Origin of the sequence: Providencia sp. PROV189, from assembly GCF_028480065.1 — a bacterium.
In the GTDB taxonomy this organism is placed as follows: Bacteria; Pseudomonadota; Gammaproteobacteria; order Enterobacterales; family Enterobacteriaceae; genus Providencia; species Providencia stuartii.
In genome coordinates this window covers 62,887-89,085 of the sequence record NZ_JAMPOG010000004.1, presented here as the reverse complement: position 1 = coordinate 89,085, position 26,199 = coordinate 62,887, and the positions used below count along the sequence as shown (strand labels likewise).

Here is a 26,199-nt window from a genome sequence, read left to right as displayed (position 1 = left end):
CTACATGAGTGTAGAGCCATTAGGGTGTTTAATACATGACCTTGTGGCCGTAGCTTTCAAGGATGCTTTTGACACGTTCCATGATCTCTTTTGAAGGGGGCTTAACGCCATCGAGTTTATACTCCTCGCCCATGGTTTCCCATTTATGTTTGCCTAACTCATGGTAGGGGAGCAATTCGATTTTCTCGATGTTTTTCATATCCTTGGTAAATTCGCCGAGCAGATGAACAGAGTGGTCATCATCACTCCAGCCGGGAACAACGACATAACGCACCCAAGTTTTTTGGTTACGTTTGGCAAGATAACGAGCGAACTCGAGTGTCCGGTGATTAGAAACGCCGACCAATGTTTGGTGAATATCATCGTTGAGCTGTTTTAAATCGAGCATAACGAGATCGGTTACCTCCATTAGCTCATCAATCACGGGATCATAGCGACGTACAAAGCCGTTTGTATCAAGGCAAGTATGGATATTTTGCGCTTTACATGCACGGAACCAATCACGAACAAATTCAGCTTGTAAAATCGCTTCGCCGCCCGATGCCGTTACGCCACCACCTGTGGCATTCATAAAGTGGCGATAAGTAACAGCTTCTTTCATTAACTCTTCGACGGTAACCATCTTACCGGTATGGGTGTCCCAAGTATCACGGTTATGACAATATAAGCAGCGCATTAAGCAGCCTTGAAAAAAGACAATAAAGCGAATACCAGGGCCATCAACAGTACCACAAGATTCAAAGGAATGGATACGTCCCAGCGTCGCAGGAGGCGCAGTGGTGCTTAAATCAGCGGTTGGAATAATATTGGTTGTTGTCGACATAGCAGGAACTCCAAAAATACCTGTTATACTTAAATATATCGTTATTAGTGGGTAATTGACTTAAAGTATTCAGGTTTAGTTCTAAAAAAGCCCCATAAGGCTGGGGCTTTTTAGTTATTTTAATTGACTTATTAACCTAATTATTACATTGAACTTGTGAAAGTACGAGTAATAACGTCTTGCTGTTGTTCTTTAGTCAGTGAGTTAAAGCGCACTGCATAACCAGAAACACGGATAGTTAACTGAGGATACTTCTCTGGGTTTTCCATCGCATCCAACAGCATTTCACGGTTCATTACGTTGACGTTCAGGTGCTGACCGCCTTCGATAGAAGCTTCATGGTGGAAGTAACCATCCATTAGACCGGCTAAGTTCGCTTTACGAACCTCATCATCTTTACCTAATGCATTTGGTACGATAGAGAAGGTATAAGAGATACCATCTTTCGCGTAAGCAAATGGCAGTTTAGCGACAGAAGTCAGTGAAGCCACAGCACCTTTTTGGTCACGTCCGTGCATTGGGTTTGCACCTGGTCCGAATGGTGCGCCAGCACGACGACCATCTGGTGTGTTACCTGTTTTCTTACCATAAACCACGTTAGAAGTGATTGTCAGGATAGATTGAGTTGGTACTGCATTGCGGTAAGTCGGCAGTTTCTGAATTTTCTTCATGAAACGTTCAACTAAGTCACAAGCAATATCATCGACGCGAGGGTCGTTGTTACCAAATTGTGGGTATTCACCTTCGATTTCAAAGTCAATTGCAATGCCGTCTTCGTCACGAATTGGTTTTACTTTCGCATATTTAATTGCAGACAGTGAGTCAGCAGCGACAGATAGACCTGCGATACCACAAGCCATTGTGCGGTAAACGTCACGGTCATGCAGTGCCATCAGAGCCGCTTCATAGCTGTATTTGTCATGCATATAGTGAATGATATTCAATGCAGTGACATACTGAGTTGCTAACCAATCCATAAAGTGATCCATACGATCCATCACAGTATCGAAGTCAAGTACTTCGTCCATGATAGGAGCGTGTTTAGGACCTACTTGCATTTTCAGTTTTTCATCAATACCACCATTGATGGTATACAGCATGGTTTTCGCTAAGTTAGCGCGAGCACCAAAGAACTGCATTTGTTTACCAACTACCATTGGGCTGACGCAACATGCGATAGCATAGTCATCGTTGTTGAAATCTGGGCGCATTAAGTCATCGTTTTCATACTGAACTGATGAAGTATCGATAGAGACTTTTGCAGCGAATTTTTTGAAGCTAATTGGCAGTTTCTCTGACCACAGGATAGTCATGTTAGGCTCTGGAGAAGGGCCCATGGTATACAGTGTATTTAAGAAACGGAAGGTGTTTTTAGTCACTAGTGTACGGCCATCAAGACCCATACCTGCCAGAGATTCTGTTGCCCAAATTGGGTCACCAGAGAACAGCTCATCGTATTCAGGAGTACGTAGGAAACGAACCATACGTAGCTTCATGACTAAGTGGTCAATCAGCTCTTGTGCTTCTTGCTCTGTCAGTTTACCAGCTTCAAGGTCACGTTGGATATAAATGTCTAAGAAGGTTGAAACACGACCAAATGACATTGCTGCGCCGTTTTGTGATTTCACTGCCGCTAGGTAAGCGAAGTAAGTCCACTGAACCGCTTCTTTAGCGTTAGTCGCAGGACCTGAAATGTCATAACCATATTTTGCAGCCATTTCTTTGATTTGGCCTAATGCACGGTGCTGTTCAGCAATTTCTTCGCGCAATTGAATGGTCATTTGCAGGTCTTCACCGTTCTCTAATCTTTCTTGCAGTGAAGTGAACTGATTAAATTTGTCTTTCATCAGGAAATCAATACCGTACAGAGCAACACGACGGTAGTCACCGATGATACGACCACGACCATATGCGTCAGGCAGACCGGTTAAGATACCTGATTTACGGCATTTTAGAATGTCTGGAGTGTAAACATCGAAAACGCCTTGGTTATGGGTTTTGCGGTATTCAGTAAAGATTTTTTTCAGGCTAGGATCTAAAGTGCGATCATAGGCTTTACATGAATTTTCCACCATTTTGATCCCACCGAATGGGATAAGTCCACGTTTTAGAGGTGCATCAGTTTGCAGGCCAACGATTTGTTCTAAATCTTTGGCGATGTAACCCGCATCATGGGAAGTGATCGTTGATGCAACATCAGTGTCAAAATCAACGGGGGCATGAGTACGGTTTTCGATTTTGATTCCTTCCATGACTTTTTCCCACAGCGCATCTGTTGCTGGGGTAGAGCCTGCTAAGAAAGATTCATCACCTTCATATGGAGTGTAGTTTTTCTGGATGAAGTCACGCACATCGACGTTTTCTTTCCAGTTACCTTGGTTAAAACCTTGCCATGCTAAAGCGAATTTTTCATTTAATTCTGACATGATACTTTTACCTTTTAACAATGGATCTTTTAAGGATCTTAATAAATCTTTTCGTGAAAGTAGTGGCTATTAATGTTTTTGACCACCACGTAAATGCATGAACCAGTAAATTAGGCCGACTAAAAGTGCGCCGCCAATGATATTGCCGATAGTAACGGGTATTAGGTTGTCTGTAACAAAGTTGCTAACACTGAGTTGAGAAAAGTGTTCTGGTGAAACGCCAATTTGAGTCCAGAATTCAGCTGGAGCAAACTCTTTGATCATGATACCTAATGGGATCATAAACATGTTTGCAATGCTATGTTCAAAGCCACTCGCAACGAACATGGCGACAGGGAGCACAAGCACCAAAAGCTTATCGGCTAGGCTACGACCTGAATAGCTCATCCAAACAGCGAGACAAACCATTAAGTTAGCTAAAATACCTAAACAAACAGCCTCAATAAATGTATGGTGCAGTTTATGGTCTGCGGTTTGTAGGACATTAAGCCCCCATTGACCATTTGCCGCGGTATATTGACCAGCAAACCAAATCAAAGCAACAAAGAAGAGCGCGCCGATAAGGTTGCCAACATAGACGTTAAACCAATTTAGGAACATTTGCCCCCAAGTGATCCGCCCTGTAGCTTTTGACACAATGGTCAACACCGTGGATGTAAATAGATCTGCACCGCAAATAACCACGAGCATCAACCCAAGAGAGAAACAGACACCACCGATAAGTTTCGTAAAACCAAAAGGAGCGGCTTGCGCGCCAGTGGTCGCAGTAATATAAAAAACGAATGCGATTGAGATAAAGATACCGGCAGTGAATGCTGACAAGTATGTTATTGCAGGATGTTTATTGGCTTTGTAAACACCAGAGTCATCTGCAACTTGAGCCATTACAGCGGGAGGCAAAAGATTAAAAGGGTTGTCAGCTTTCATACTAACACTCTCTTACTAAGTTGATTAATTATAGCACGCAATCATAGTAACAAACGGCATAACTAAGAAATTTGATATGGATCATGAACCATCGTAAGAAATCGACGTAAATTGTTGAAAAATGGTTAAATTTCGATTTATCTAATTGATTTTTATAAATTAAATATTTTTTAAATTTTATTAAAAATTTTTATATTCTGACTTTGCTCAGGGAATATAGGTAAATAAAACCGGTGATTTGTTATTTAAATATTGCAAAATGAGCGGTGATTTTAATTAATTTAACTTATATAAAGATAATGGCCCGAAGGCCACTATCTAAAAATGATGATTTAGAAAACAATTAGGCATGTTCACGTTTTGCTTTTTGCAGTTTTTCATAGGCTGCAAGTAGCGCTTGGTGAGCTGGAAGCGCAGTTAATTCATCATCGATGGACCACAAACCATAGAAACAAGATTCGCCAGCAATAGCAGCGGATGCCGCATCGACGGTCTCTTGCCCATACATACGGACAAAAGCGCTATAATATTGTGACGCATCACGTTGTTCTTCTTGGCTCAGTAGTAGCAGGGTATGCAAACAACGATAATAGTTAGCTCGTTCAGCGGTAAAAACGGAGCTATTAAAGTCTTGTGTCCATTCTACCCAGGCTAATGCCTGATCTAGGTCACCACCTGCTAGCGCCAGCATGGATTTTAACTCACCAATACGCAAGTTACTCCAGCCATTATCTTTACCTACGGCAAGGCCAAGTAGCTCTCGTACACGCGTGAAATCATCGAGGCCTTCATCGTCCAATTGCGCTATTAATGCCAGATAATCTTGCTTTTCCCATTGGCTATCAGGCAGCGTGATAATGGTATGACGTAAATGTGCCCCCATCGCATTGTTGGCAATATGCAAGTCTTCGACAGGATAAATATCAGACATACCCGGCACTAAAATACGGCAGGCATAAACCCCTAAGTGGTGATAATCAGCAATATAAACCTCGGCGCCGAGCTGATTAAAAATGCCCATAAGTGTTGCAAATTCTTCTTGTGTTGTGCCTTTAAAATTCCAATCGACGAAAGGGTAATCGGCATCGTCTTTAAAGAGATCCCAGCTAATAAGACCACTAGAGTCGATAAAATGGGTCTCTAGGTTAGTCTGCTCAGCCACTTCTTCATCATCGAATGTCGGCGCATTAAACACATCAAGATCTTTAAGGCTACGGCCTTGCAAGAGTTCTGTTACGGTACGCTCTAAAGCAACACCAAAATCAGGGTGGGCACCAAAAGAGGCAAAACAGGTTCCATTTTGTGGGTTAAATAGCACCACGCAAATGACTGGGAATTGACCACCAAGAGAGGCGTCATAACAGAAAATAGGGAAGCCTTCTTTTTCAAGTGTGGCAACGGCTTCAACCACATTAGGATAGCGAGCCATGATCTCATTTGGGATGGTAGGCAAGCTGATTCGTTCAGCAATAATGCGGTTTTTCACAAAACGTTCAAAGACTTCAGATAAGCCTTGAACACGCGCTTCATTTGCCGTGTTGCCTGCCGACATACCATTAGAGACATATAAGTTGCCGACAATATTCATAGGAATATAAACCGTTTGGTTATCGGATTGGCGAGTAAAAGGCAGTGCACAGATACCACGCTCTTCATTACCCGATTGTAAATCGATCAACTGACTGCCTGCCAAAGCATTATCAGGATCGTAAAATTCACGTAAGCGAGTGTCTAAAATACCTTCCGGTAAGCTATCGTCTTCGGTAAGAGGAAACCATTTTTCATTGGGATAATGAACAAAATCACCTTCAGCGATCGATTTTCCTAAATAGAAATCGGCAAAGAAATAGTTAGTTGATAAACGCTCGAAATATTCACCGAGCGCAGAAGCTAAAGCGGCCTTTTTGCTCGCGCCTTTGCCGTTCGTAAAGCACAGAGGGCATGCTTTGTCTCGAATATGGACTGACCAAACATTAGGAACAGGATTCAGCCATGAGGCTTCTTCAATATCAAAACCGAGCTTTTTCAATTTTGTTTGAAATGCATCGATGGAAACTTCAAGGGCGGCATCTTTGCCAGGAATAAATGTTTGGCTCATGATTTTGTTACTTATCAATAGGGAGAATTATAGGGGGCTATGATACGGATTTTTGTTACACACCTCACGCAAAATTATCCTAATCCCCACTATTTTGCCTAAAATAATTATCGGTATCACGGAAATGCAGTTTCAAATCCACATAATAACGGTAGTTTATTTAAAGAGAGGTTATAGGATGAAACAGAGTCATAAAATATTACTGGCGACAGCGCTCTCATTGGCAAGTACATCCGTTTTTGCACTACCAAATATTACCGTATTAGCCACCGGAGGAACGATAGCAGGAGGTGGTGAATCAGCAACATCTTCAAGCTACCAAGCCGGAAAGGTCGGTATTGATGCACTCATCAATGCAGTGCCTGAAATCAAAAAAATAGCGAATCTTAATGGCGAGCAAGTCGTCAATATTGGCTCCCAAGATATGAATGACCAAGTCTGGTTAACGTTAGCGAAAAAAATCAACCAAGAGTGTGATAAAACAGATGGATTTGTGATCACTCATGGTACAGACACGTTAGAAGAAACTGCCTTTTTCCTCGATTTAACAACATCATGTCAAAAACCTATTGTATTGGTTGGCGCAATGAGACCATCGACTGCACTGGGGGCTGATGGCCCTCTCAACCTATATAATGCGGTGGTGGTAGCGACGGATAAATCAGCGGGGGATCGCGGTGTCTTAATGGCAATGAATGATAAAGTGATCCAAGGGCGTGATGTCGTTAAGATGAACACAACCGAAGTGCAAGCGTTTGAGGCAGTAAATGCAGGCCCACAAGGTTTTATCCATGATGGCAAAGTGACTTTTTATAAACCAGCAGAGCCTAGAGATAATAAAGCAGCCTTTGATGTCAGTAAATTAGACAAATTACCTCAAGTTGGCATTGTCTATAACTATGCTAATGCCTCTGCTGCCCCAGTGAAAGCGTTACGTGATGAGGGAGTTGAGGGAATAGTGAGTGCGGGGGTTGGGAATGGCAACATGTATAAAACGGTTTTTGATGCATTAGCCACTGCCGCTAAAGAGGATGTGGTTGTCGTTCGTGCCAGCCGTGTACCAACAGGCTACACGACTCGTAACGCTGAAGTGGATGATAACTTATATGGCTTTGTAGCTTCAGAGCGCTTAAATCCGCAAAAAGCACGTGTTTTACTTCAATTAGCCTTGACTGAAACCAAAGATCCTAAACGTATTCAGGCACTTTTTGAAAAATACTAACCCACACTAAAATTAGCGAATAGGGGGAATGACCCTCTATTCGCAGCTTTTCGCAGATAAATCCACCCTATTGGCGACAATATTAGCGGTAATTAGCGCAAAGCAAGGTACTAAGGAAAAGAGTATAAAGAGCCATATTGATGCCGATTGTGCACCTTCAATCCCTCCAGGTGAAGAAAGCCCTGCAAGGTTAGCGATCATACCTGCCAAAGAGGCACCAAAAGCAGTGGAAAATAGCTGTAAGGTCGTAATTGCCGACGACGCTTTTTGAGATTCACTTCCAGCCGAGACTTGCAATACTCGCGTGAGCAAATGTGGCCATGCTGCACCAATACTTGCGCCAGTGATAAATAGACCAATACAAATAATCCATACCTGAAATGCTTCAATAGCAATAATTTTTGTTATGAACAATGCAAGAGTGGTTAGGCCTACCAGTGTGAATAGTGGAGCGAAACGAATAATTCGCACGGCAACCGTCGGCTTTAGTGATGAGGAAGCAATGGCGGCACTTGACCAACCCGCACCGACTAGGGCCGCTAAATAGCCTGATAACAAGGGAGCCACACCATGCAATATCTGTAAAAAATAGGGAACAAAAACCTCTGTTTGTACACTTAGACCCAACAATGCCATCGTGAGGTAAATAGGCGCTAATTGTGCAGAAAAGCGAAATGTTCCCGAAGGAAAAAGCGTATTATGACCACGACGCTCAATAACCATTAATCGAGCACACAGTAAAACGGCAATAAACATCCCTCCAATAGGGATAAATTTGTCTTGACTCAAACTGCCTAGAGAGATGGCGAGCACGGCGCAAGAAAGCAGTAAAAGGGCCTGTAATGGAATCGGCTGTTGAGGGCAGTTTTCATGGGGATTTTTTGCCGGCAAAATCCGCCAAGTCAGCCATAAATAAGGGATACCGACTACGACCAGACACCAAAATGCTCCTCGCCATATATCGTACTCTGCAAATACGCCACCCAGTGCTGGCCCTAGTAATGTTGCCATTCCCCACATACTCGACATCATCGCTAACACTCTCGACCATAAATGTTGAGGAAATACAATGTGTACCATTGAGTAAGATAAGGTGAGTAAAATCCCGCCACCAGCCCCTTGGATCACTCTGCCAAGGAGCATCACTGGCATTGAGGGGGTGATAGCGCAGATAACGGATCCTACAAGAAAAATCAACGTCGCCAGCCCATAACTTTTTTTAGGGCCAAAATAATTGAGGATCCGTGAGGTAAGGGCGGACAAAATAATCGAAGACAGAATAAACAGTGTGGTATTCCAAGCATAGAAATTAATGCCGCCAATATCCCGTACAACGGAAGGTAATGTGGTAATGGTGATATAAACATTAATCGCATGGAGGCAAATCCCCCCCGATAAGGCAAGTGTTAAACAGAGATTCTTACCGGTGAGTAGTGTACGCCAACCTTCCTGCTGACTTTTCTCTATATTCACGTGTGACGGATCCCTCTTATTTCTCTTATTGAATCGCCTTATTTTCCCTCACTAAAATCATTCACTTGATCTGTTTATGAGTGAAAAACTATTCATCAACTAAAGCAGTTATGAATCAACTTAGCAAGTTTGAATGAAACGATTACATTCAAATGTAGTTATTTTTTATGTTGAAATAAGTCCAAAATGCCCATTCTGTCCATAGTGTTTTGCCTGCATTTTATCCTAAATTCAGGATATTAATTCGAGAAACACCATAAACTCGAATAATTAGTACTGTGAATGAATAGAAAAATTAATGTGTCTTGGCTCATATTTTAGGAATAAATATATTTTTAGCCTTGATAATTCGCGTTGCGAAAAATAGGCTAAGTAGGTACTCGTATTTTGTTTATCAAAACTAATCATTACTTAACGGGCGGCTACTGAAATTTATCACTGAAAAATAATATAAAAAACTGAGGAAACATCGAATGGTTAATAAAAATGTCAATCGTGGCAGGGGAATACTCGTGCTTAAAATAGGAATAGCACTCCTTCCTATTAGTTATCAACCAATAAGTTTTTCTGAGCAATTTTTAGATGATTCAACCCTTAAAGGCGGTTTGTATTATTGGCAACGTGACCGTTCGAGGAAAGAGTTAAATCCAGAAAGCGATAAATATAAGAAATATGTCAACAACCTTAAACATTCAACCGTGAATGCCAGCCTTGATTATTCTTCAGGTTATTTTCAGGATGTCATCGGTTTAGATTTAGCCGCATTTACAGCCATAGAATTATCCAATAGTGGCCCAGCGGCACCTAATGAAATTGGTTTTAGTGATGCAAAAACGCGTTGGGATGAAAAATGGACCGGTGATCGAAGTGGTGTCAGCGTTTATAAAGCAGCGGCTAAAATGCAATATGGTCCGTTTTGGGGCAGAGGCGGTTATATCCAACCAACAGGACAAACACTATTAGCTTCTCACTGGAGCTATATGCCCGGAACTTATCGGGGTTTCGAAATCGGTGGGGTATTTGATTTCGCACAACAAGGGGCCTTGAGCCTGTCATATATGTGGACAGACCGCTATAAAGCGCCTTGGTATCGCGATATGTATAACTTCCGTGAAGCGGATGGCCAAACAGAGATCAGTTATTTGCAATCCCTTGGTTTTAAATATGATTTTAAAAATAACCTTGTTTTAGAGGCGGCTTATGGGCAAGCAAAAGGCTATATGGACCAGTACTTTGCGAAGGCCTCTTATGCTGTTCCTGTGGCTACCCGTGACCTGCGGATGTCTTATCAATTTTATGGAGCAAAAGATAAGGTAACCAATGGTGGCATTAATGATGTTTACGATGGATTGGCGTTCTTGCAAGCCGTGACGTTTGGCTATACCTATGATCAGTTTGATTTTCGATTAGAAGGCACTTATGTGAAGGCAAAGGGGAATCAGGGCTATTTTTTACAGCGTATGACCCCGGGGTATGCGACATCAAATGGGCGATTAGATATTTGGTGGGATGGGCGCTCCGATTATAACGCGAATAATGAAAAAGCGCTCTTTGCGGGGGTGATGTACGATTTAGCTAAATGGGATCTTGCTGGTTGGAAAGTAGGAACATCATATATTTATGGATGGGATGCTAAACCCAGCACGAATACACAATATGCTCAAGATGTAAAATTAAAAGAAACGGCTTGGAACGTTGATATTTTATATACCGTTCAGACAGGTAAGGCGAAAGATACCTTATTTAAATTACATTTTACTAAATATGACAACCATACAGATATTCCAAGCTATGGTGGTGGGTTCGGCAATATATTTCAAGATGAAAAAGATATTAAGTTTATGGTCATGATGCCATTTACTATTTTTTAATAGCGCGGTCACTGCTATTAAAAAATAAAATAGCAGTGGTTGATTTTGAATTTAATATTGAGGTCACAATGAAAAAGAATTATTTAAGTCCTTTAGCATTATTCATATCAGCAACACTTTTTTCTACCGCAGTAAATGCTGAACAATCATCGGCTCAAGTCGTCGATGCATTAAGTGATATAGATGTGAAAATAAATGTGCTTGATAACCAAGCTGGTGAGCATGGTACTCACTGTGCTGCACTGGGTGCCGATTGGGCTGCATGTAACCGTGTCGATATTACCTTAACAAATGGCGATACTGCGATTGAATCCAACGATTGGGCGCTTTATTTTCATAGTATTAGACAGATTCTAAAACAAGATAACCCGCAATTTAAGATCACACATATTACAGGCGACCTTCATAAAATTACACCAACAGAGCAATTTAAAGGGATTAAAGCCCACGAAAAAGTGGTATTACCGCTAACGGGAGAATATTGGCAGGTTAGTTATTCAGACTTTATGCCTAGGTGGTACGCGACATCGGGAGATGCATCCCCACGCAACCTTAAGAGCACTGATACTCAAGATCCAACAACCTTTGTTACCCCCTTTGAACTGAAAAATTGGAAACGAACCGACGCCGATAACAATCTATTAATGACACCAGAAAACCGCTATCAAAAAAACTTAGCGATGAAACCGTTATCTGAGCAGCAATTGCGAGGGCAAATCTTACCTACGCCATTTGATATCAGTTTGCAGTCAGAGGATGTTGATCTGAGTAAAGGCGTTAAATTACAACTAAATGGGCTAACGAAAGGTGAGTTAGCTGTTATTGAACAACACTTACAACTGAGCAAGCTAAAACAAAATAGTCACGGGTTCCCCATTGAAGGGAAAATCGCACCTAAGCAATTTTCTACTGAAGATCAAGTGAGTGGTGCTTACAAATTAGTGATCACACCGCAACGAGCCGAAATTATTGGTTATGACCGTATAGGGTTATTTTATGGTGTAGGTTCATTATTGTCAGCGGTAACTGAAAGTGACACACCGAAAGTGGCAACAATGGTCGTGAATGATAAACCACGTATGGAATATCGTGGGGTCTTTTTAGACGTTGGACGAAATTTCCACAGTAAACAGGTGGTGATGCGATTAATTGACCAGATGTCACGCTATAAATTAAATAAATTCCATTTTCATTTAACCGACGATGAAGGCTGGCGGATAGAGATCCCCGGTTTACCTGAATTAACGGAAGTGGGAAGTCAGCGTTGCCATGATTTAACTGAGCAAAAATGTTTATTGCCGCAACTCGGGTCGGGGGCTGACAATAATAATATGGGGAGCGGCTATTTCACGCGTGATGACTATATTGAAATTTTACGTTATGCCAAAGATCGCAACATTGAGGTGATCCCTGAAATTGATATGCCAGCCCATGCACGTGCAGCCGTTGTTGCTATGGAGGCGCGTTATAATAAGTTAAGCGCGGCGGGCGATGAACAAGGGGCAAATGAGTACCGCTTAGTTGACCCATCAGATACTTCAATAACCACTTCGGTACAGTTTTATGATAAGCGTAGTTATTTAAACCCTTGCTTAGATTCATCACAGAACTTTGTCAATAAAGTCGTCAGTGAAGTGATGCAGATGCACGATGAAGCAGGTGTTCCACTGAAAACATGGCATTTTGGTGGTGATGAGGCGAAAAATATTCGCTTAGGTGCAGGCTTCCAAGATAAACGCGGCCCTATTGAGCCGGGCAAAGGTATTATTGATAAACAGCGCGAAGATAAGCCATGGGCAAAATCGAAAGCATGTCAGGCTTTAATTCAGCAAGGGGATGTCAGCGATTTTGACCATCTTTCCAGCCATTTTGCTAAACAGGTGAGTAAAAGTTTGCAACAAAAAGGCGTTACAACAATGCAAGCATGGCAGGATGGTTTAAAAGACGCTTCGAGTGCGAAAGATTTCGCCACTGACAATGTTCGCGTTAATTTCTGGGATACTCTCTATTGGGGAGGCTTTGACTCGGCAAATGATTGGGCAAACAAAGGCTACCAAGTGGTTATCTCCAACCCAGACTATGTCTATTTTGATATGCCTTATGAAGTTAACCCAAGTGAAAGTGGTTACTACTGGGCAACACGCGCGAGTGATGAACAAAAAGTCTTTGCTTTTGCCCCGAATAACCTCCCTCAAAATGCTGAAACCTCAGTGGATAGAGATGGGAATCCTTTCAGTGCGAAAAGCGACAAGCCTTGGCCGGGCGTATATGGTCTTTCAGGGCAATTGTGGAGTGAAGCCGTCAGAACGGATGATAAGGTCGAATACATGTTATTCCCTCGCATTTTGCCGCTGGCAGAAAGAGCGTGGCATAAGGCGCAATGGGAAAATGATTATCAATCAGGGCGTGAATATATTGGTGGTAAAACCCAATATGTTTCACAGCAAAAATTAGCAGATGATTGGAACCGTTTTGCGACTATCGTAGGGCAAAAAGAGCTTCGCCGCTTAGATAGAGCCGGAGTTGCCTACCGTATCCCTGTTCCTGGTGCAAAAATTGAAAACGGTGTGCTACTGGCGAATATCAGTTACCCTAGCTTAATTATCGAGTATGCATTGGCAGATAGCGATAACTGGCAGGTTTATTCGGCGGATAACCCACCCAAAGTCAATGGGAACGTCAAAATAAGAGCGAAAAGTCCAGACGGTGCGAGGGCGAGTCGTGTAGAAATCGTGACTCAAAAATAACGGGTATGTGGTGAGGGAGCGAATGAAGAGGCTCCCTCACGGTTTTATCGTCACCATACAATAATCACGTTCTATTACCCGCCGAGCTTGGGTATCAGAACCCTATCAACCATACGACTTAATCTTTACTCAGCTGACAAAGGATTGAAGGGGACTCGTTAGGTTCTTGAAAGATCTCAAAACAGGATAAGTAAGGCATTAATATGAAGTGGGGAAGGCTAGAGCCCAGTGAGTACTGGACTCAAATCCCACAGCCTTTTTAAAAACTATCTATAGTCAGTTAAAGGCAAAGATTTACGGTAATTACTCTTTTGGATCGTGTGCATCCGCATTTTCACGGCAATCGCCATCAGCACAGTGACCATAAAGATACAAACTGTGGTTAGATAGTTTAATACCGTGGCGTGCAGCGATATTGGTCTGGCGCTCTTCGATGGATTTGTCAGAGAACTCGATGACTTTTCCACAGTCTAGGCAGATTAAGTGGTCATGATGGTGCTGTTGAGTCAGCTCAAAAACGGATTTACCGCCTTCAAAGTTATGACGTGTCACGATACCTGCATCATCAAACTGGTTTAATACGCGGTAAACTGTAGCCAGACCGATCTCTTCGCCCATATCAATCAGCTTTTTGTAGAGATCTTCCGCACTGACGTGATGGCACTCAGGCTCCTGAAGTACTTCCAATATTTTTAATCTTGGAAGAGTGACTTTGAGTCCAGCATTCTTCAATGCTTTATTGTTGTCTGTCATGCGGGTTTGTCCTGTATCTTAAATCATAAATTTAACAATAATGAGACGTTTTTAACATAAATTCAGTTGTCTTCTAAACTGATTTACAATTATAGGCATGGAAATAAAAAATAGAAACCATGCTTTGTCGCATTATTATAATAGTATTAATAAGCCTATTTCTAATTAGTCGATTAGCCTAAAATTTCAGACAAAGACATCTCTTCTGAAATTTGCTGTACCCATGCATCAACACGTTCTTCGGTGAGTTCCGGCTGGCGGTCTTCATCAATAGCAAGGCCGATAAAGTGGTTATCATCCGCCATTCCTTTAGATGCTTCAAAATGGTAGCCATCAGTTGGCCAATGACCGACGATCACTGCACCGCGTGGCTCGATAATATCGCGAATGGTTCCCATCGCATCACAGAAGTACTCCGCATAGTCTTCTTGGTCGCCACAGCCGAATAAAGCAACAAGTTTACCTTCAAAGTCAATTTCTTCGAGTGTTGGGAAGAAGTCATCCCAATCACATTGGGCTTCACCATAGTACCAAGTTGGGATACCGAGAAGCAGAATATCGAATGCTTCAATATCTTCTTTACTGCACTTTGCAATATCATGAACTTCCGCGTTCTCGTTGCCTAATCTCTTTTGGATCATCTTGGCAATATTTTCTGTATTACCAGTGTCACTACCGAAGAAAATGCCTATGACTGCCATAAAGTGAATAACCTCTTGTTTTTCCAATCTGGTTTACTAAAGCCAGATAGGGCTAAATTTGAACTAAAGTACCTAGAATTTTGACCCTATTTTGGCGAAAAAGCGTGAATAAATCTGTCGAATTTGTGTGGTTTATGAAGACGAAACTATTGACCAGAAGGCTCATAGACTAGCGCTAGCTGTGACATTAACATCTCTTCTATCAACTCACTACGGCTCATGTTTTTTTCATTCGCCAATTGATTCAATATCGTGACAGCATCTTCATTAAGTTTTAATTCAACGCGGCGTAGTCCTTTGACCTTATCACGCTTAAGTTGATTACGTTTGTTGATTCTTAATTGTTCATCCCGCGACAGCGGACTTGTTTTAGGTCGCCCAGGCCTGCGTTCCTCAGCGAACAAATCAAGGGTGGTGCGATCAGTTTGTTCTTTTGCCATATATTTTTACTGCTAAAGGGCGTATACCAATAATCCAGCGCGCAATAATACCCTAGCTGACTCCCTTGTACCATAGCGCATGTCGAGCGAAAGTTATTGATAGTAAAAAAAAGAGCTGTTTGTTGGAAAAAGCACCAGCCGAGCGCATGCTGGTGCTTTGACGGTACTATTATTGAGTTTGCTGCCGCCATAAATGTGCATATAACCCATTTTGCTGAAGCAAATTTTGATGGTTATCCATTTCAGCCACCTTACCGTCGCAAATTACACAAATGCGATCCGCATGCATGATAGTATTCAAACGGTGCGCAATACTGATCACTGTCCGTCCTTGTGTGATTAAAGGCATATTCGCCATGATGGCGGCTTCGGATTCATAGTCTAATGCCGAGGTAGCTTCATCCAAAATCAAAATATCCGGTTTTGTCAGTAACGCTCTAGCGAGTGCGATGCGCTGGCGCTGCCCTCCCGAAAGATTCAGTCCACGCTCTGACAGAGGGGAGTTAAACTGCTCAGGAAGTGACATAATAAAGTCATAGGCGCCTGCAAGTTTAGCCGCTTCCACAACGTCATCATGATTGGCTTGTGGTTTACTCAAACGAATGTTTTCTTCAATAGTACCGACAAACAACATACTTTCTTGAAGTACGACACTCATGCGGCGACGCAGAGCAACCGTATCGCTAACCGCAAGATCCATCCCATCGACAATCACTTGACCATGTTGTGGAATATATAACCGTTGCAGTAGTTTCGTTAAGGTACTTTTTCCAGATCCTGAAGGCCCAGTAATACCGATAAACTCTCCCGCTTTAACGGATAATGAAAGATGGCTCAGCACTTCTGGGGCTTCGGGTTGATAACGAAAACGAATATTTTGGAACTCAATACGGCCTTGAATAGATGCCGAACTGACAATGCCTTTTCGTTCATTTTCAATAGGCTCATCCAAAATATCCCCCACACGGCGAAGAGAGATAATGGTATGCTGAAAATCTTGCCATATTTGCGCTAATCGAAGTACAGGTTGAGTGACATGAGCGCTTAACATATTGTAGGCAACCAATTCACCGGGGGTGATCCCCCCATTCATCACCTCTTTGACACCCACCCAAAGCAACAGCGCTGTGGTAATTTTACTGACGAGAGCCATTAGCTGTGAGGCGACCTCACTACGCAAGGTGACTTTAAAACCTTGAATAAGTTGTTTACTGAGTAACTTTTGCCAGCGACGATAAAAATAGGTTTCAGTTGCTGTCGTTTTAATCGTTTCAATCCCTGTGACAGCCTCTGTTAAGAAGGTTAGCCCATTTTCATCGGCTTGATAGGACTTCTCTGTTTGTTGCCGAATAATGGGGCCGAGTATCATCCATAAAATAAAAAAGATGACCAAAGAGCCAATGAGAAGCCATGACATAATGGCGCTATAGGTAAACAAAATGGCAATAAAAAGGCTAACAAAGAGTAAATCGATAAATAGCATCAAGGTAGAGCCAGTTAAAAACTGGCGGATATGGGCCATTTCACGAATTCGAGCGATAATTTTTCCTGTAGGGCGCCGCTTAAAATAGCCCAATGGTAGTGCCATTAGGTGCCGATAGAGTTTTCCTGATAATTCAGCGCCAATTTGTGTACTGGTATGGCTAAAAATTTTATTCCGAAGAAAACTATAAAGCGGCTCTGCAAAGGCAATACTAATAATGCCTATTGCCAAGACATGAAGGCTATTTAAACTACGTCCAACAAGTACCTTATCAATGACATTTTGAAATAATAATGGGCTAACTAAGGCAAAAAGTTGCACGACAGCTGCAAGGATAAAAACATTCTTTAATTGGGCGCGCTGACGTAATATTGAAGGGATAAACCAGCCAATACCAAACTTTCTTTTTTGCTCGGCTTCAAATTGTTCTTTGATTAATAACACGGCAAAGCGGCTATTTACCTCTGTATTATGTTCATGCCACAGACAAAGCTTACCTTGTGTGGGGTGAATTAACACTAACGCCCCCTCATGATTGTTTGCCAGCACCCACCAAACATCGTGAATACGAATTAGTGCAGGAAGGGGAAGGTTAGCGATTTGCCGTTTGTCTAAATCATCAAGCTCACTTTCATAGCCTATAATGTGGGCACATTCTCTAAGCTCCCAGTCGGTCGGTGAATCAGAGCTCATGCCAATAGCATGCATTAATTGATCTTTAGTGACATTTTTTTGATAATGGTTTGCCACCCACACTAAAGCCTCTAAACCATAATTTGTTTCAGTCGCAGTCATGGATTATTTTTCCCTCATGGCGGTGGTGGTATATTCTTGAATAGGGCTAAGTAAATAATCGATGACGCGACGTTTTTCGGTTTTAATTTCGGCAGTGACCGATAGACCGGGGGTTAATTCGATGTGATTGCCTTCAACCAATAGGCTCTTTTTCTTTAAACCTATTTGTCCTAAAAAAACCAAACCTAATTGCTCGTCTTGGGTGCTATCTCTAGAAATCGAAATGACTTCACCATCGATAGTGCCATAGCGTGTGTAGGGGAAAGCATCTATTTTGACCGTTGCTAATTGCCCTTCACGAATAAATCCAATGTCTTTATTGAGAATTTTGACTTCGGCTAATTGCACGTCATTATTGGGCACAACCACCATCAATTGTTGAGCTGGCTGTAATACGGCACCTAAAGTATAGGTCGCGAGTTGTTGTACTGTACCATCTACAGGGGAACGAATAATTTTTAACTGCTCTCTTTCTTGGTTTTTTAGTAATTCCTGCTCCGCTGAAACTAATTTAAATTCAGCTTGGCGATATTTTTCATACCACTCTTGGGTTTTCTGTGTCTGTAGTCGGTGACGTTTTTCATGTAGTGCGGAATGTTGACTATTGAGGATCGCTAGCTCGGATAATTTTGAGGTTTTCTCTTTTTTCGCCATTAACAGTTCACGCTCTTGCTCCAAAAACTCTTTTTGGCTAATCAGTTGCTGATTATTTAATACCCGATGGGCATCAAGGCGTTTTTGTATATTGATGATCAAAGTATTAACGTCTTTTAATTCACGCTCTCTTGCCGAATAATGAGTTCTATTCAATGTTATTTCATTATCAATCTCATTGAGTAACGCATCATATTCATTTTTTAAGCTTTGATAGCTTTCTAAAAGGCGTTGCTGCTCTGTAGGTAATAATTTAGCAAACTCCTGAGTGAGCTCAGGGGAAATTTGATTTAATAACGCATGATGTACCCATTTTTCAATTTGTTGAAAATGAATTTGATAATTAAGATTATGAATATCTTGATTGATCCCTAAGACATTAACACTTAATAATGGGTCGCCTTGTTTGACGTGTTGTCCATCAGCCACATAAATATGTTGTAAGCGGCTAAGCTCAAAGGCTTGAATAACTTGTGTTCGCCCGGAAACGACCAATCGGCCTTGTGTCGTCGCTTGAATATCTAATTTACCGATATATGACCAAATAATCGCAAATAAAATGCCAATACTGATAATGATGGCCGTTGTTAAGGCTAGGTAAGATGGCGGGCTTTTTAATAGTGCTAAATGTGACGGTAAAAAATGGTTATACCGTGTCGTTGCTGCTGTTTGTTTCATAACTAACATCCGTGTCATTATTTAAAAGATTGCTGTAACGCCCATAAATGTTGATAAAACTGGCCTTGCTCAAGTAATTGTTGATGGCTTCCTTGTTCAACAATTTTGCCTTGTTGCATCACGATAATACGTTGGTGATGACGAATAGTAGAAAGGCGATGAGCAATCGTAATTACCGTTCTGCCCTGAGCAATAAGCTGCATATTTTTTTGAATGATAGCTTGAGACTCATCATCTAATGCGCTGGTGGCTTCGTCAAAAATAATAATTTTAGGGTCGGCGAGCAGTGTACGTGCAATAGCAATTCTTTGGCGTTGTCCCCCAGACAGTGATGCGCCTCCTTCGGATAATATGGTGTCATAACCCATCGGTAATTTTAAGATAAAATCATGGGCCCCCGCCATTTTGGCGGCATGTATGACTTCATCCATTGACGCATTGGGATAAGTTTGCGCAATATTATCGAAAACGGTTTGGTTAAAAAGAAAGTTCTCTTGTAATACGATACCAATTTGCCTTCTGAGCGAATGAATATTCATCGATGAAAGAGGAGTGCCATCTAATAGGATCGTTCCTTTCTCAGGGGTATATAATCGGAGTAATAAACGTGCAAGAGTACTTTTCCCTGAGCCAGATGTACCAACAATGCCTAATGTTTCACCAGCCTGAATCGATAAATTAAAATTATCGAGAATATAAGGCATGTCAGGTTGATAGCGAAAAGAGATATTACGCAAATGGATATGGCCTTTTAAGGTATTATTATCCGCTTGTTTTGTTTGCTCTGTCGGCAAATTGATAATTTGCGCTAATTTTTCGATGGCAACTTTGGTTCTAATATAATCCCCCCAGAGCTTAACCAACTTAACAAGAGGCTGGCTTGCATGATTGACCATCATATGAAATGCAATAAATTGACCAATAGTAAGCTGTAAGGCTAAGACTTCAGAGGCACCAATCCACAAAATAACGGCGCTGGTTAATTTCTCAATCACCATCACAATATGTTCAGAGCGGGAGTTGATTTGGCCTGCCGCAAATGTCGTATGACTCATATCAGAAGTTTGCTGATCCCAGCGGCGAGTAAAATTGGGCTCTATTGAGAGGCTTTTGGCTGTTTCAATACCATTAATACTTTCGGTTAAAAATGAGGTGTTGATGGCAATATTTGCAAATTGCTTATGGGCCGCGGCCTCAATTTTAGGCGTCAGCCACCAAGCAACTAATAAATAGAAAGGAATTGAGCATAAAAAAAACAACATTAAGGTTGAGGATAATAGGCTCATGACATAAAGAAAAACAAATAAAAAGAGCACATCAACACAGAGTGTAAAAAAACTTCCTGTCAAAAATTCGCGAATAGTCTCTAGCTCTTTAACGCGTGTAACGATTGCACCAATTTGCCGAGTTTTAAAAAACGAAAGGGGCAGATGTAGTAAATGATTGACCAACTTTAACCCTAAAGTCATATCGATACGGTTAACGGTATGGTTATAAACATACTCACGCAGCCCTTTAAGCGTCACTTCAAGGATGGCGGCAATAATAAGACCAAAGATCAGCAGATCCAATGTCATCATACTATTATGCACTAACACTTTATCCATAATGACTTGGATAATAATTGGTGTCACTAATGCGAGTATTTGCAAAATAAATGAAAATAATAAAACGCTAGCGATAATATATTTATATTTCAAAAATTCTGTTTTAAACCAAGTAATATCAAATTGGCTTTGTTTGGTTTTAACCTGTAGCCATTTACCACTCCACATTTGGATAAACTTATCCATACTCCATAATTCTGGAGGATGGTTACCAAATCGCTGAATAAGAACTTGCTCATGATTAAAATTAGCTAATAGATAAGCTACGTTATCATTATCATAAATAATAGAAGGAGAATCTATCTTACTAATGTTTTTATTGGTTTGATTTTTATATTTACACTTTATATTAAGCTTGTTTTGAAGCGCTTTTAATGTATCACGGAAACTTTCTTTCTCTGCGGTGATGGTATTAAACTCGTCTTGACTAATATCACTTGTTAACTTAATGATGATGCCAATAAAGTAGAGTGTTGACTGAGTATTTTCACTTTCCATTTTTTCTGTGAATATTCCTTTGGGTTATTGCTTGTCATATAGGATGGTTGATATTTATTGCTGATAAAATAATGTTAGCAATAATAGATGAAATAGCATGGATAGTTTTCACAGAGATAATACAGAAATAATAGTTATCAGTGTATTGAAGTTTGTCTTATATATTATTGGTTCTTATTTGGTTTATAATGAAGGGTTATATATCCCCTTCATTATAAATAAAGCTTGAATTTATTGGTATTCGGGCAAATCTAAGAAACGGTGTATGGCTCTAAGTACATGATCTGGTTTCTCTGCATGAACCCAATGCCCTGCATCCGCGACGACCCATGCTTTCGCATTTGGGAACTGTGCGGCAATCTCTTCTCTATATTCGGCTTGCACATAAGGGGAGTTACCGCCGGGGATTAATAGAACAGGTTTATCCCAAGCCGGAACGGTTTCCCAGCCAATAATAAACTCATAGTTTTCTTTGATGGCAGGCAGGTTAAATTTCCACTCGCCTTGGCGGAATGATTTGAGTAAAAACTGAATGACACTCTCTTCATCAAGGTATTCGCGCATGACGACCGTCGCGTCTTGGCGGCTTTTGACGCCAGCGTGGGTCACCGCTTCGAGAGCCGCAATAATGGTATCGTGGCGGCGAACTTGATAAGCGACAGGCGCCATATCAATAGCCACAACTTTTTCTACGAAATGAGGGGCAATTTCGGTTGCTGCCATCGCAATTTTCCCGCCCATGGAGTGACCAATCAAAATGGCGTTTTCATATCCAAGGGATTGTAAGAGTGTCATGACATCTTGTGCCATTTGGCGATATTCCATTGTCGTGGCACGGAATGAGTCGCCATGGTTTCTGACATCAATTTGGATGGTGACAAAATATTTTTGTAAATCGCGGGCTAATACACCGAGATTATTGAGATCACCAAATAATCCGTGGATCAGCACGACAGGGGGAGACGATACCGGAGCTTCAGGTTTATGAATAGTATGGTTTAGCAGGTTTGTCATAGTTCATTTTCAGCTTATTTATCTTCTTTAACGATATGATGGCATGTACATTAGCAAAATCCAAACGGGTCGATTAATTATTCAATGCTATCAATAAAAGAATAAATGGAATATTAAGGTCTCATTCTTCTCATTATTGTATTTTTTTCTGATTAAACATAAAACCACCAATCAGATGATAACTTACTGAAATATCGTTGAACTTAGTGTGCTGTTTACTTTAAGTTATTGAAATTTTAATTGTTTTGTTTTCTTGAAATCTATCTTATAATCCCAACGCAAATTTTAGTTAAAAAAGTACTGGGAAAAAATGAAAACGATAGAAGTTGATGAAGAGCTTTACCGCTATATTGCCAGCCACACACTGCATATCGGTGAAAGTGCATCGGATATTTTGCGCCGTATGTTAAATTTAAAGTCCGGTCAGCCAGTACAAGTCGTTAAAGAACTCGGCAACGAACAGCCGCCGCAGCAGGCGGTCGAGACAAAAAAAACAGCCATTACGCCGCAAAATCCAGTTAGGGTGATGAGGGAGCTTTTACTCTCTGATGCTTATGCAGAAAAAAGCAAAGCCATCGACCGCTTTATGCTAATTTTATCGACACTCTATAGCTTAGACGCCACTGTTTTTGCTAATGCGACAGAGTCAATGCATGGTCGTACGCGTGTCTATTTTGCTGGCGATGAGCAAACACTGTTAGCCGCAGGTAAGCAGTCAAAACCTCGGCATATTCCGGGAACGCCATTTTGGGTGATCACCAACACAAATACCAATCGCAAACGCAGCATGGTTGAAGCAATCATGCAGGAAATGCAGTTCCCTGCCAATGTGATTGAGAAAGTTTGTAATACTATCTAATCGAAAAATTGAGGCATCGCTGGTGTCACAAATAAGGCACCAGTGCATTGGGAGATAACAAGTGACAATACATGAACGCGCAGGGCAGCTTCCGTTTCAGAAAGATTTGATTAATGTTGCACAACTAACCGCTCAATATTATCAACTAAAACCACAAGTCGGTAACCCTGAACATGCAGTGAAGTTTGGAACATCGGGGCATCGAGGCAGTGCAAGTAGGAAAAATTTCAACGAAAATCATATTCTTGCTATTGCTCAAGCGGTTGCTGATTTACGTAAAAAGCAAGGGCTAACAGGGCCATGCTTTGTCGGCAAAGACACCCACGCGTTGTCTGAAGCGGCATTTATTACGGTTATTGAGGTGTTAGCTGCAAACCAAGTCAATGTGGTTATCCAAGCCGATAACGGGTTTACTCCGACGCCTGCCATATCCCATGCGATTATCAGTTATAATCAATCCCATCAAGATGTTGCGGATGGAATTGTCATTACACCTTCTCATAACCCACCGGAAGATGGCGGTATAAAATATAATCCCTCAAATGGTGGTCCTGCTGATACCGATTTAACATCGGTTATCGAAAAGCAAGCAAATCAATTACTTGCAAACGGCCTTACGGGTGTTAGGCGTATTTCTTTTGAAGATGCGCTGGTCAGTGGTTATGTCACCGAACAAGATTTAGTCATGCCTTATGTCGCCGCACTGGGTGAAGTGGTGGATATGAAGGCGATTCAAAAAGCAGGTTTAAAATTAGGTGTCGACCCACTCGGTGGTTCTGGCATCGAATATTGGCGCAAGATTGCTGAATATTATCAATTAGATCTTGAACTGGTGAATGATCAATTAGATCAAACATTCCGTTTTATGCCGCTTGATCATGATGGCGTGATCCGCATGGATTGCTCATCGCGTTGGGCGATGGCTGGCCTATTAGGGATGAAAGAAAAGTTTGACTTAGCATTCGCCAACGACCCTGATTATGACCGTCATGGTATTGTCACCCCAGCAGGGTTAATGAATCCAAACCACTACCTTGCGGTTGCGATCGATTACCTATTCCAGCATCGCCCACAATGGGGGAAAGAGGTCGCTGTCGGGAAAACACTCGTTTCAAGTGCCATGATTGACCGTGTTGTTGCCGATATTGGACGTGAACTTGTCGAAGTACCCGTTGGTTTTAAATGGTTCGTCGATGGCTTGTTTAACGGAAAATTGGGTTTCGGCGGCGAAGAGAGTGCCGGAGCGTCTTTCCTTAAATTTGATGGCACACCTTGGTCGACAGATAAAGACGGTATCATTTTATGTTTGCTAGCGGCAGAAATTACTGCGGTGACAGGGGAAAACCCTCAGCAACGTTATAACAAACTCGCCGAAAAATTTGGTGCGCCTATTTATAGTCGTATTCAAGCCAAAGCCACCCATGAGCAAAAAGCGAAACTCAGTAAGTTGTCGCCAGAGATGGTCACTGCGGACTCTTTAGCGGGCGATAAGATCACTCAACGTTTAACGACGGCACCGGGTAATGGCGCTTCTATTGGTGGGCTAAAAATCATGACCGATTATGGTTGGTTTGCCGCTCGTCCATCCGGCACGGAAGAAGCGTACAAAATCTATTGTGAAAGTTTCCGTGGCGAAGAGCATTTACGCCAAATTGAACAAGAAGCAATAGAGATTGTGAATAAGGTTATTGCTTAATCAGCCGTATCATTATTGCCTAACTGGCTAGAGCAAAATATTTTCAAATCCCGATTATGCAAAACAGGCCATAATCGGGATTATATTTTTTATTCGTCCACTATCGCTTCATAATATTGTGGTGGTATTTGTTGTGACGGGATTAACAAAATTCCTCTCTTTTTTTATCAATAAATTCAACTTATCGTATTTCCCATCAACTCGACAATAACCGTTGCAGCAAGTGACAGGTGATGATACAACCATAGTTACTGAGTTAATTTAACAAACATTGTTGAAATTGAAGATAGGGTGAAATCAATGAGTCAGGTTTATAATTTCAGTGCGGGTCCTGCCATGCTACCTGTTGAAGTCATGCGTCGTGCTGAACAGGAATTTTGTAACTGGAAAGGCTTAGGCGTTTCTGTTATGGAAGTTAGCCATCGCGGCAAGGATTTTATTGCGATAGCGGAGGAAGCAGAGCAAAATTTACGTGATTTATTAAATATTCCGCAAAATTATAAAGTACTATTTTGCCATGGTGGTGCTCGCGGTCATTTCGCTGCATTACCGCTGAATCTGTTGGGCGATAAAACCACGGCAGACTATATTGTTGGTGGCTATTGGGCGGAATCTGCGGCAGAAGAAGCACAAAAATATTGCACTCCTAACATTATCCAAGTCAAACAAGAAAAAGACGGTGTTGTGGGTGTGAAACCGATGAGCGAATGGCAATTAAGCTCAGATGCGGCTTATGTTCACTATTGCCCTAATGAAACTATTGATGGCCTAGCTATCCATGAAGAACCTGATTTCCCGAAAGACAAAGTGATCATTGCGGACTATTCATCTTCGATTCTGTCTAAACCTATTGATATTAGCCGTTATGGCGTGATTTATGCAGGAGCACAAAAGAATATTGGTCCAGCGGGTCTTACCATTGTTATTATCCGTGAAGATCTCTTGGGCAAAGCTTCAAAGCAGACACCCTCAATATTTGATTATACAACCCTAGCAAAATATGACTCGATGTTTAATACACCGCCGACTTTTGCTTGGTATTTGTCAGGTATGGTATTTAAGTGGTTGAAAGAGCAGGGCGGCTTGCAGGAAATGGCAAAACGCAACTATGAAAAATCACAATTGTTGTATAACGCAATCGATGATAGTGAATTTTATATTAACCGCGTTGCGGTCGAAAACCGTTCTTGGATGAACGTACCTTTCCAAATGCAAAATCCTGCGTTGGATGACAAATTCCTTGAAGAAGCGAAAGCACAAGGGCTATTGTCACTAAAAGGTCACCGCGTTTCAGGTGGGATGCGTGCATCAATATACAATGCGATGCCATTAGCCGGTGTCCAAGCACTTGTTGATTTCATGGCAGACTTTGAACGTCGCCACGCATAATCATCTTCCCGACCTAATCCGCGCATTGGGTCGGGTTTAACTATC

18 protein-coding genes are annotated in these 26,199 nt (G+C 41.6%); 6 read left to right on the top strand and 12 right to left on the bottom strand.

The features are described 5' to 3' along the window. Window positions 1–28 precede the first annotated feature (28 nt). The 4 genes from pflA to ycaO form a co-directional block, all read right to left on the bottom strand. On the bottom strand, window positions 29–823 hold the full coding sequence (gene pflA, locus PR833_RS02735; RefSeq protein ID WP_014657838.1) for a pyruvate formate lyase 1-activating protein: 795 nt from the start codon (window positions 821–823) through the stop codon (window positions 29–31). A gap of 143 nt (window positions 824–966) precedes the next feature. Next, window positions 967–3,249 (bottom strand): formate C-acetyltransferase, encoded by a 2,283-nt coding sequence (gene pflB / locus PR833_RS02730; protein ID WP_004918106.1) that lies wholly within the window; start codon window positions 3,247–3,249, stop codon window positions 967–969. A 69-nt stretch (window positions 3,250–3,318) separates the two neighbouring features. Beyond that, the gene (focA, locus tag PR833_RS02725) at window positions 3,319–4,176 is read right to left on the bottom strand and encodes a formate transporter FocA (RefSeq protein ID WP_004918108.1); all 858 of its coding nucleotides are present in this window, start codon (window positions 4,174–4,176) and stop codon (window positions 3,319–3,321) included. A 343-nt stretch (window positions 4,177–4,519) separates the two neighbouring features. After that, complete coding sequence (gene ycaO, locus PR833_RS02720) at window positions 4,520–6,274, bottom strand: 30S ribosomal protein S12 methylthiotransferase accessory factor YcaO (RefSeq protein WP_004918110.1); 1,755 nt, start codon at window positions 6,272–6,274, stop codon at window positions 4,520–4,522. 178 nt (window positions 6,275–6,452) lie between these two features. On the opposite strand from ycaO, the gene ansB reads away from it, so the two are divergent. Next, window positions 6,453–7,496, top strand: coding sequence for an L-asparaginase 2 (gene ansB, locus PR833_RS02715; RefSeq protein ID WP_014657840.1), 1,044 nt, complete (start codon window positions 6,453–6,455; stop codon window positions 7,494–7,496). A gap of 36 nt (window positions 7,497–7,532) precedes the next feature. On the opposite strand, the gene PR833_RS02710 is transcribed toward ansB, so the two are convergent. Next, window positions 7,533–8,969, bottom strand: coding sequence for an MFS transporter (locus PR833_RS02710; protein WP_004918113.1), 1,437 nt, complete (start codon window positions 8,967–8,969; stop codon window positions 7,533–7,535). Between the two features lie 473 nt (window positions 8,970–9,442). On the opposite strand from PR833_RS02710, the gene chiP reads away from it, so the two are divergent. Continuing rightward, the gene (chiP, locus tag PR833_RS02705; protein WP_272525860.1) at window positions 9,443–10,840 is read left to right on the top strand and encodes a chitoporin ChiP; all 1,398 of its coding nucleotides are present in this window, start codon (window positions 9,443–9,445) and stop codon (window positions 10,838–10,840) included. 68 nt (window positions 10,841–10,908) lie between these two features. Continuing rightward, on the top strand, window positions 10,909–13,587 hold the full coding sequence (locus tag PR833_RS02700; RefSeq protein WP_040132958.1) for a beta-N-acetylhexosaminidase: 2,679 nt from the start codon (window positions 10,909–10,911) through the stop codon (window positions 13,585–13,587). Window positions 13,588–13,890: 303 nt separating this feature from the next. On the opposite strand, the gene fur is transcribed toward PR833_RS02700, so the two are convergent. The 7 genes from fur to ybfF all read right to left on the bottom strand — a co-directional run bounded on the left by fur (window position 13,891) and on the right by ybfF (window position 22,210). Continuing rightward, complete coding sequence (gene fur, locus PR833_RS02695) at window positions 13,891–14,340, bottom strand: ferric iron uptake transcriptional regulator (protein ID WP_004918120.1); 450 nt, start codon at window positions 14,338–14,340, stop codon at window positions 13,891–13,893. Window positions 14,341–14,513: 173 nt separating this feature from the next. Further along, window positions 14,514–15,041, bottom strand: a complete 528-nt coding sequence (gene fldA / locus PR833_RS02690; protein ID WP_014657842.1) for a flavodoxin FldA — start codon at window positions 15,039–15,041, stop codon at window positions 14,514–14,516. A gap of 146 nt (window positions 15,042–15,187) precedes the next feature. After that, entirely contained in the window at window positions 15,188–15,481 is a 294-nt protein-coding gene (gene ybfE, locus PR833_RS02685; protein ID WP_004918124.1) for a LexA regulated protein, read from the bottom strand. A gap of 169 nt (window positions 15,482–15,650) precedes the next feature. Then, window positions 15,651–17,759 (bottom strand): type I secretion system permease/ATPase, encoded by a 2,109-nt coding sequence (locus tag PR833_RS02680; RefSeq protein WP_272525859.1) that lies wholly within the window; start codon window positions 17,757–17,759, stop codon window positions 15,651–15,653. Window positions 17,760–17,762: 3 nt separating this feature from the next. Continuing rightward, window positions 17,763–19,091, bottom strand: coding sequence for an HlyD family type I secretion periplasmic adaptor subunit (locus PR833_RS02675; protein WP_080997994.1), 1,329 nt, complete (start codon window positions 19,089–19,091; stop codon window positions 17,763–17,765). Between the two features lie 17 nt (window positions 19,092–19,108). Beyond that, window positions 19,109–21,196: a peptidase domain-containing ABC transporter gene (locus tag PR833_RS02670; RefSeq protein WP_272525858.1), complete on the bottom strand. Its 2,088-nt coding sequence runs from the start codon at window positions 21,194–21,196 to the stop codon at window positions 19,109–19,111. 231 nt (window positions 21,197–21,427) lie between these two features. Continuing rightward, a complete protein-coding gene (ybfF, locus tag PR833_RS02665; protein ID WP_272525857.1) occupies window positions 21,428–22,210 on the bottom strand; it encodes an esterase in 783 nt (260 codons plus the stop codon). 310 nt (window positions 22,211–22,520) lie between these two features. Between ybfF and seqA the strand changes: the two genes are divergently transcribed. The 3 genes from seqA to serC all read left to right on the top strand — a co-directional run bounded on the left by seqA (window position 22,521) and on the right by serC (window position 26,154). Further along, a complete protein-coding gene (seqA, locus tag PR833_RS02660; RefSeq protein WP_004918133.1) occupies window positions 22,521–23,069 on the top strand; it encodes a replication initiation negative regulator SeqA in 549 nt (182 codons plus the stop codon). Window positions 23,070–23,130: 61 nt separating this feature from the next. Then, window positions 23,131–24,765, top strand: coding sequence for a phosphoglucomutase (alpha-D-glucose-1,6-bisphosphate-dependent) (gene pgm / locus PR833_RS02655; RefSeq protein WP_272525856.1), 1,635 nt, complete (start codon window positions 23,131–23,133; stop codon window positions 24,763–24,765). 300 nt (window positions 24,766–25,065) lie between these two features. Beyond that, window positions 25,066–26,154 (top strand): 3-phosphoserine/phosphohydroxythreonine transaminase, encoded by a 1,089-nt coding sequence (gene serC / locus PR833_RS02650; RefSeq protein ID WP_004918137.1) that lies wholly within the window; start codon window positions 25,066–25,068, stop codon window positions 26,152–26,154. Window positions 26,155–26,199: the final 45 nt, after the last annotated feature.

Excerpts from the sequence above, each read along its gene's own strand:
- pflA (WP_014657838.1), bottom strand. The coding sequence starts at position 823 with ATGTCGACAACAACCAATATTATTCCAACCGCTGATTTAAGCACCACT.
- pflB (WP_004918106.1), bottom strand. The coding sequence starts at position 3,249 with ATGTCAGAATTAAATGAAAAATTCGCTTTAGCATGGCAAGGTTTTAAC.
- focA (WP_004918108.1), bottom strand. The coding sequence starts at position 4,176 with ATGAAAGCTGACAACCCTTTTAATCTTTTGCCTCCCGCTGTAATGGCT.
- ycaO (WP_004918110.1), bottom strand. The coding sequence starts at position 6,274 with ATGAGCCAAACATTTATTCCTGGCAAAGATGCCGCCCTTGAAGTTTCC.
- ansB (WP_014657840.1), top strand. The coding sequence starts at position 6,453 with ATGAAACAGAGTCATAAAATATTACTGGCGACAGCGCTCTCATTGGCA.
- chiP (WP_272525860.1), top strand. The coding sequence starts at position 9,443 with ATGGTTAATAAAAATGTCAATCGTGGCAGGGGAATACTCGTGCTTAAA.
- PR833_RS02700 (WP_040132958.1), top strand. The coding sequence starts at position 10,909 with ATGAAAAAGAATTATTTAAGTCCTTTAGCATTATTCATATCAGCAACA.
- fur (WP_004918120.1), bottom strand. The coding sequence starts at position 14,340 with ATGACAGACAACAATAAAGCATTGAAGAATGCTGGACTCAAAGTCACT.
- fldA (WP_014657842.1), bottom strand. The coding sequence starts at position 15,041 with ATGGCAGTCATAGGCATTTTCTTCGGTAGTGACACTGGTAATACAGAA.
- ybfE (WP_004918124.1), bottom strand. The coding sequence starts at position 15,481 with ATGGCAAAAGAACAAACTGATCGCACCACCCTTGATTTGTTCGCTGAG.
- PR833_RS02680 (WP_272525859.1), bottom strand. The coding sequence starts at position 17,759 with ATGACTGCGACTGAAACAAATTATGGTTTAGAGGCTTTAGTGTGGGTG.
- PR833_RS02675 (WP_080997994.1), bottom strand. The coding sequence starts at position 19,091 with ATGAAACAAACAGCAGCAACGACACGGTATAACCATTTTTTACCGTCA.
- PR833_RS02670 (WP_272525858.1), bottom strand. The coding sequence starts at position 21,196 with ATGGAAAGTGAAAATACTCAGTCAACACTCTACTTTATTGGCATCATC.
- ybfF (WP_272525857.1), bottom strand. The coding sequence starts at position 22,210 with ATGACAAACCTGCTAAACCATACTATTCATAAACCTGAAGCTCCGGTA.
- seqA (WP_004918133.1), top strand. The coding sequence starts at position 22,521 with ATGAAAACGATAGAAGTTGATGAAGAGCTTTACCGCTATATTGCCAGC.
- serC (WP_004918137.1), top strand. The coding sequence starts at position 25,066 with ATGAGTCAGGTTTATAATTTCAGTGCGGGTCCTGCCATGCTACCTGTT.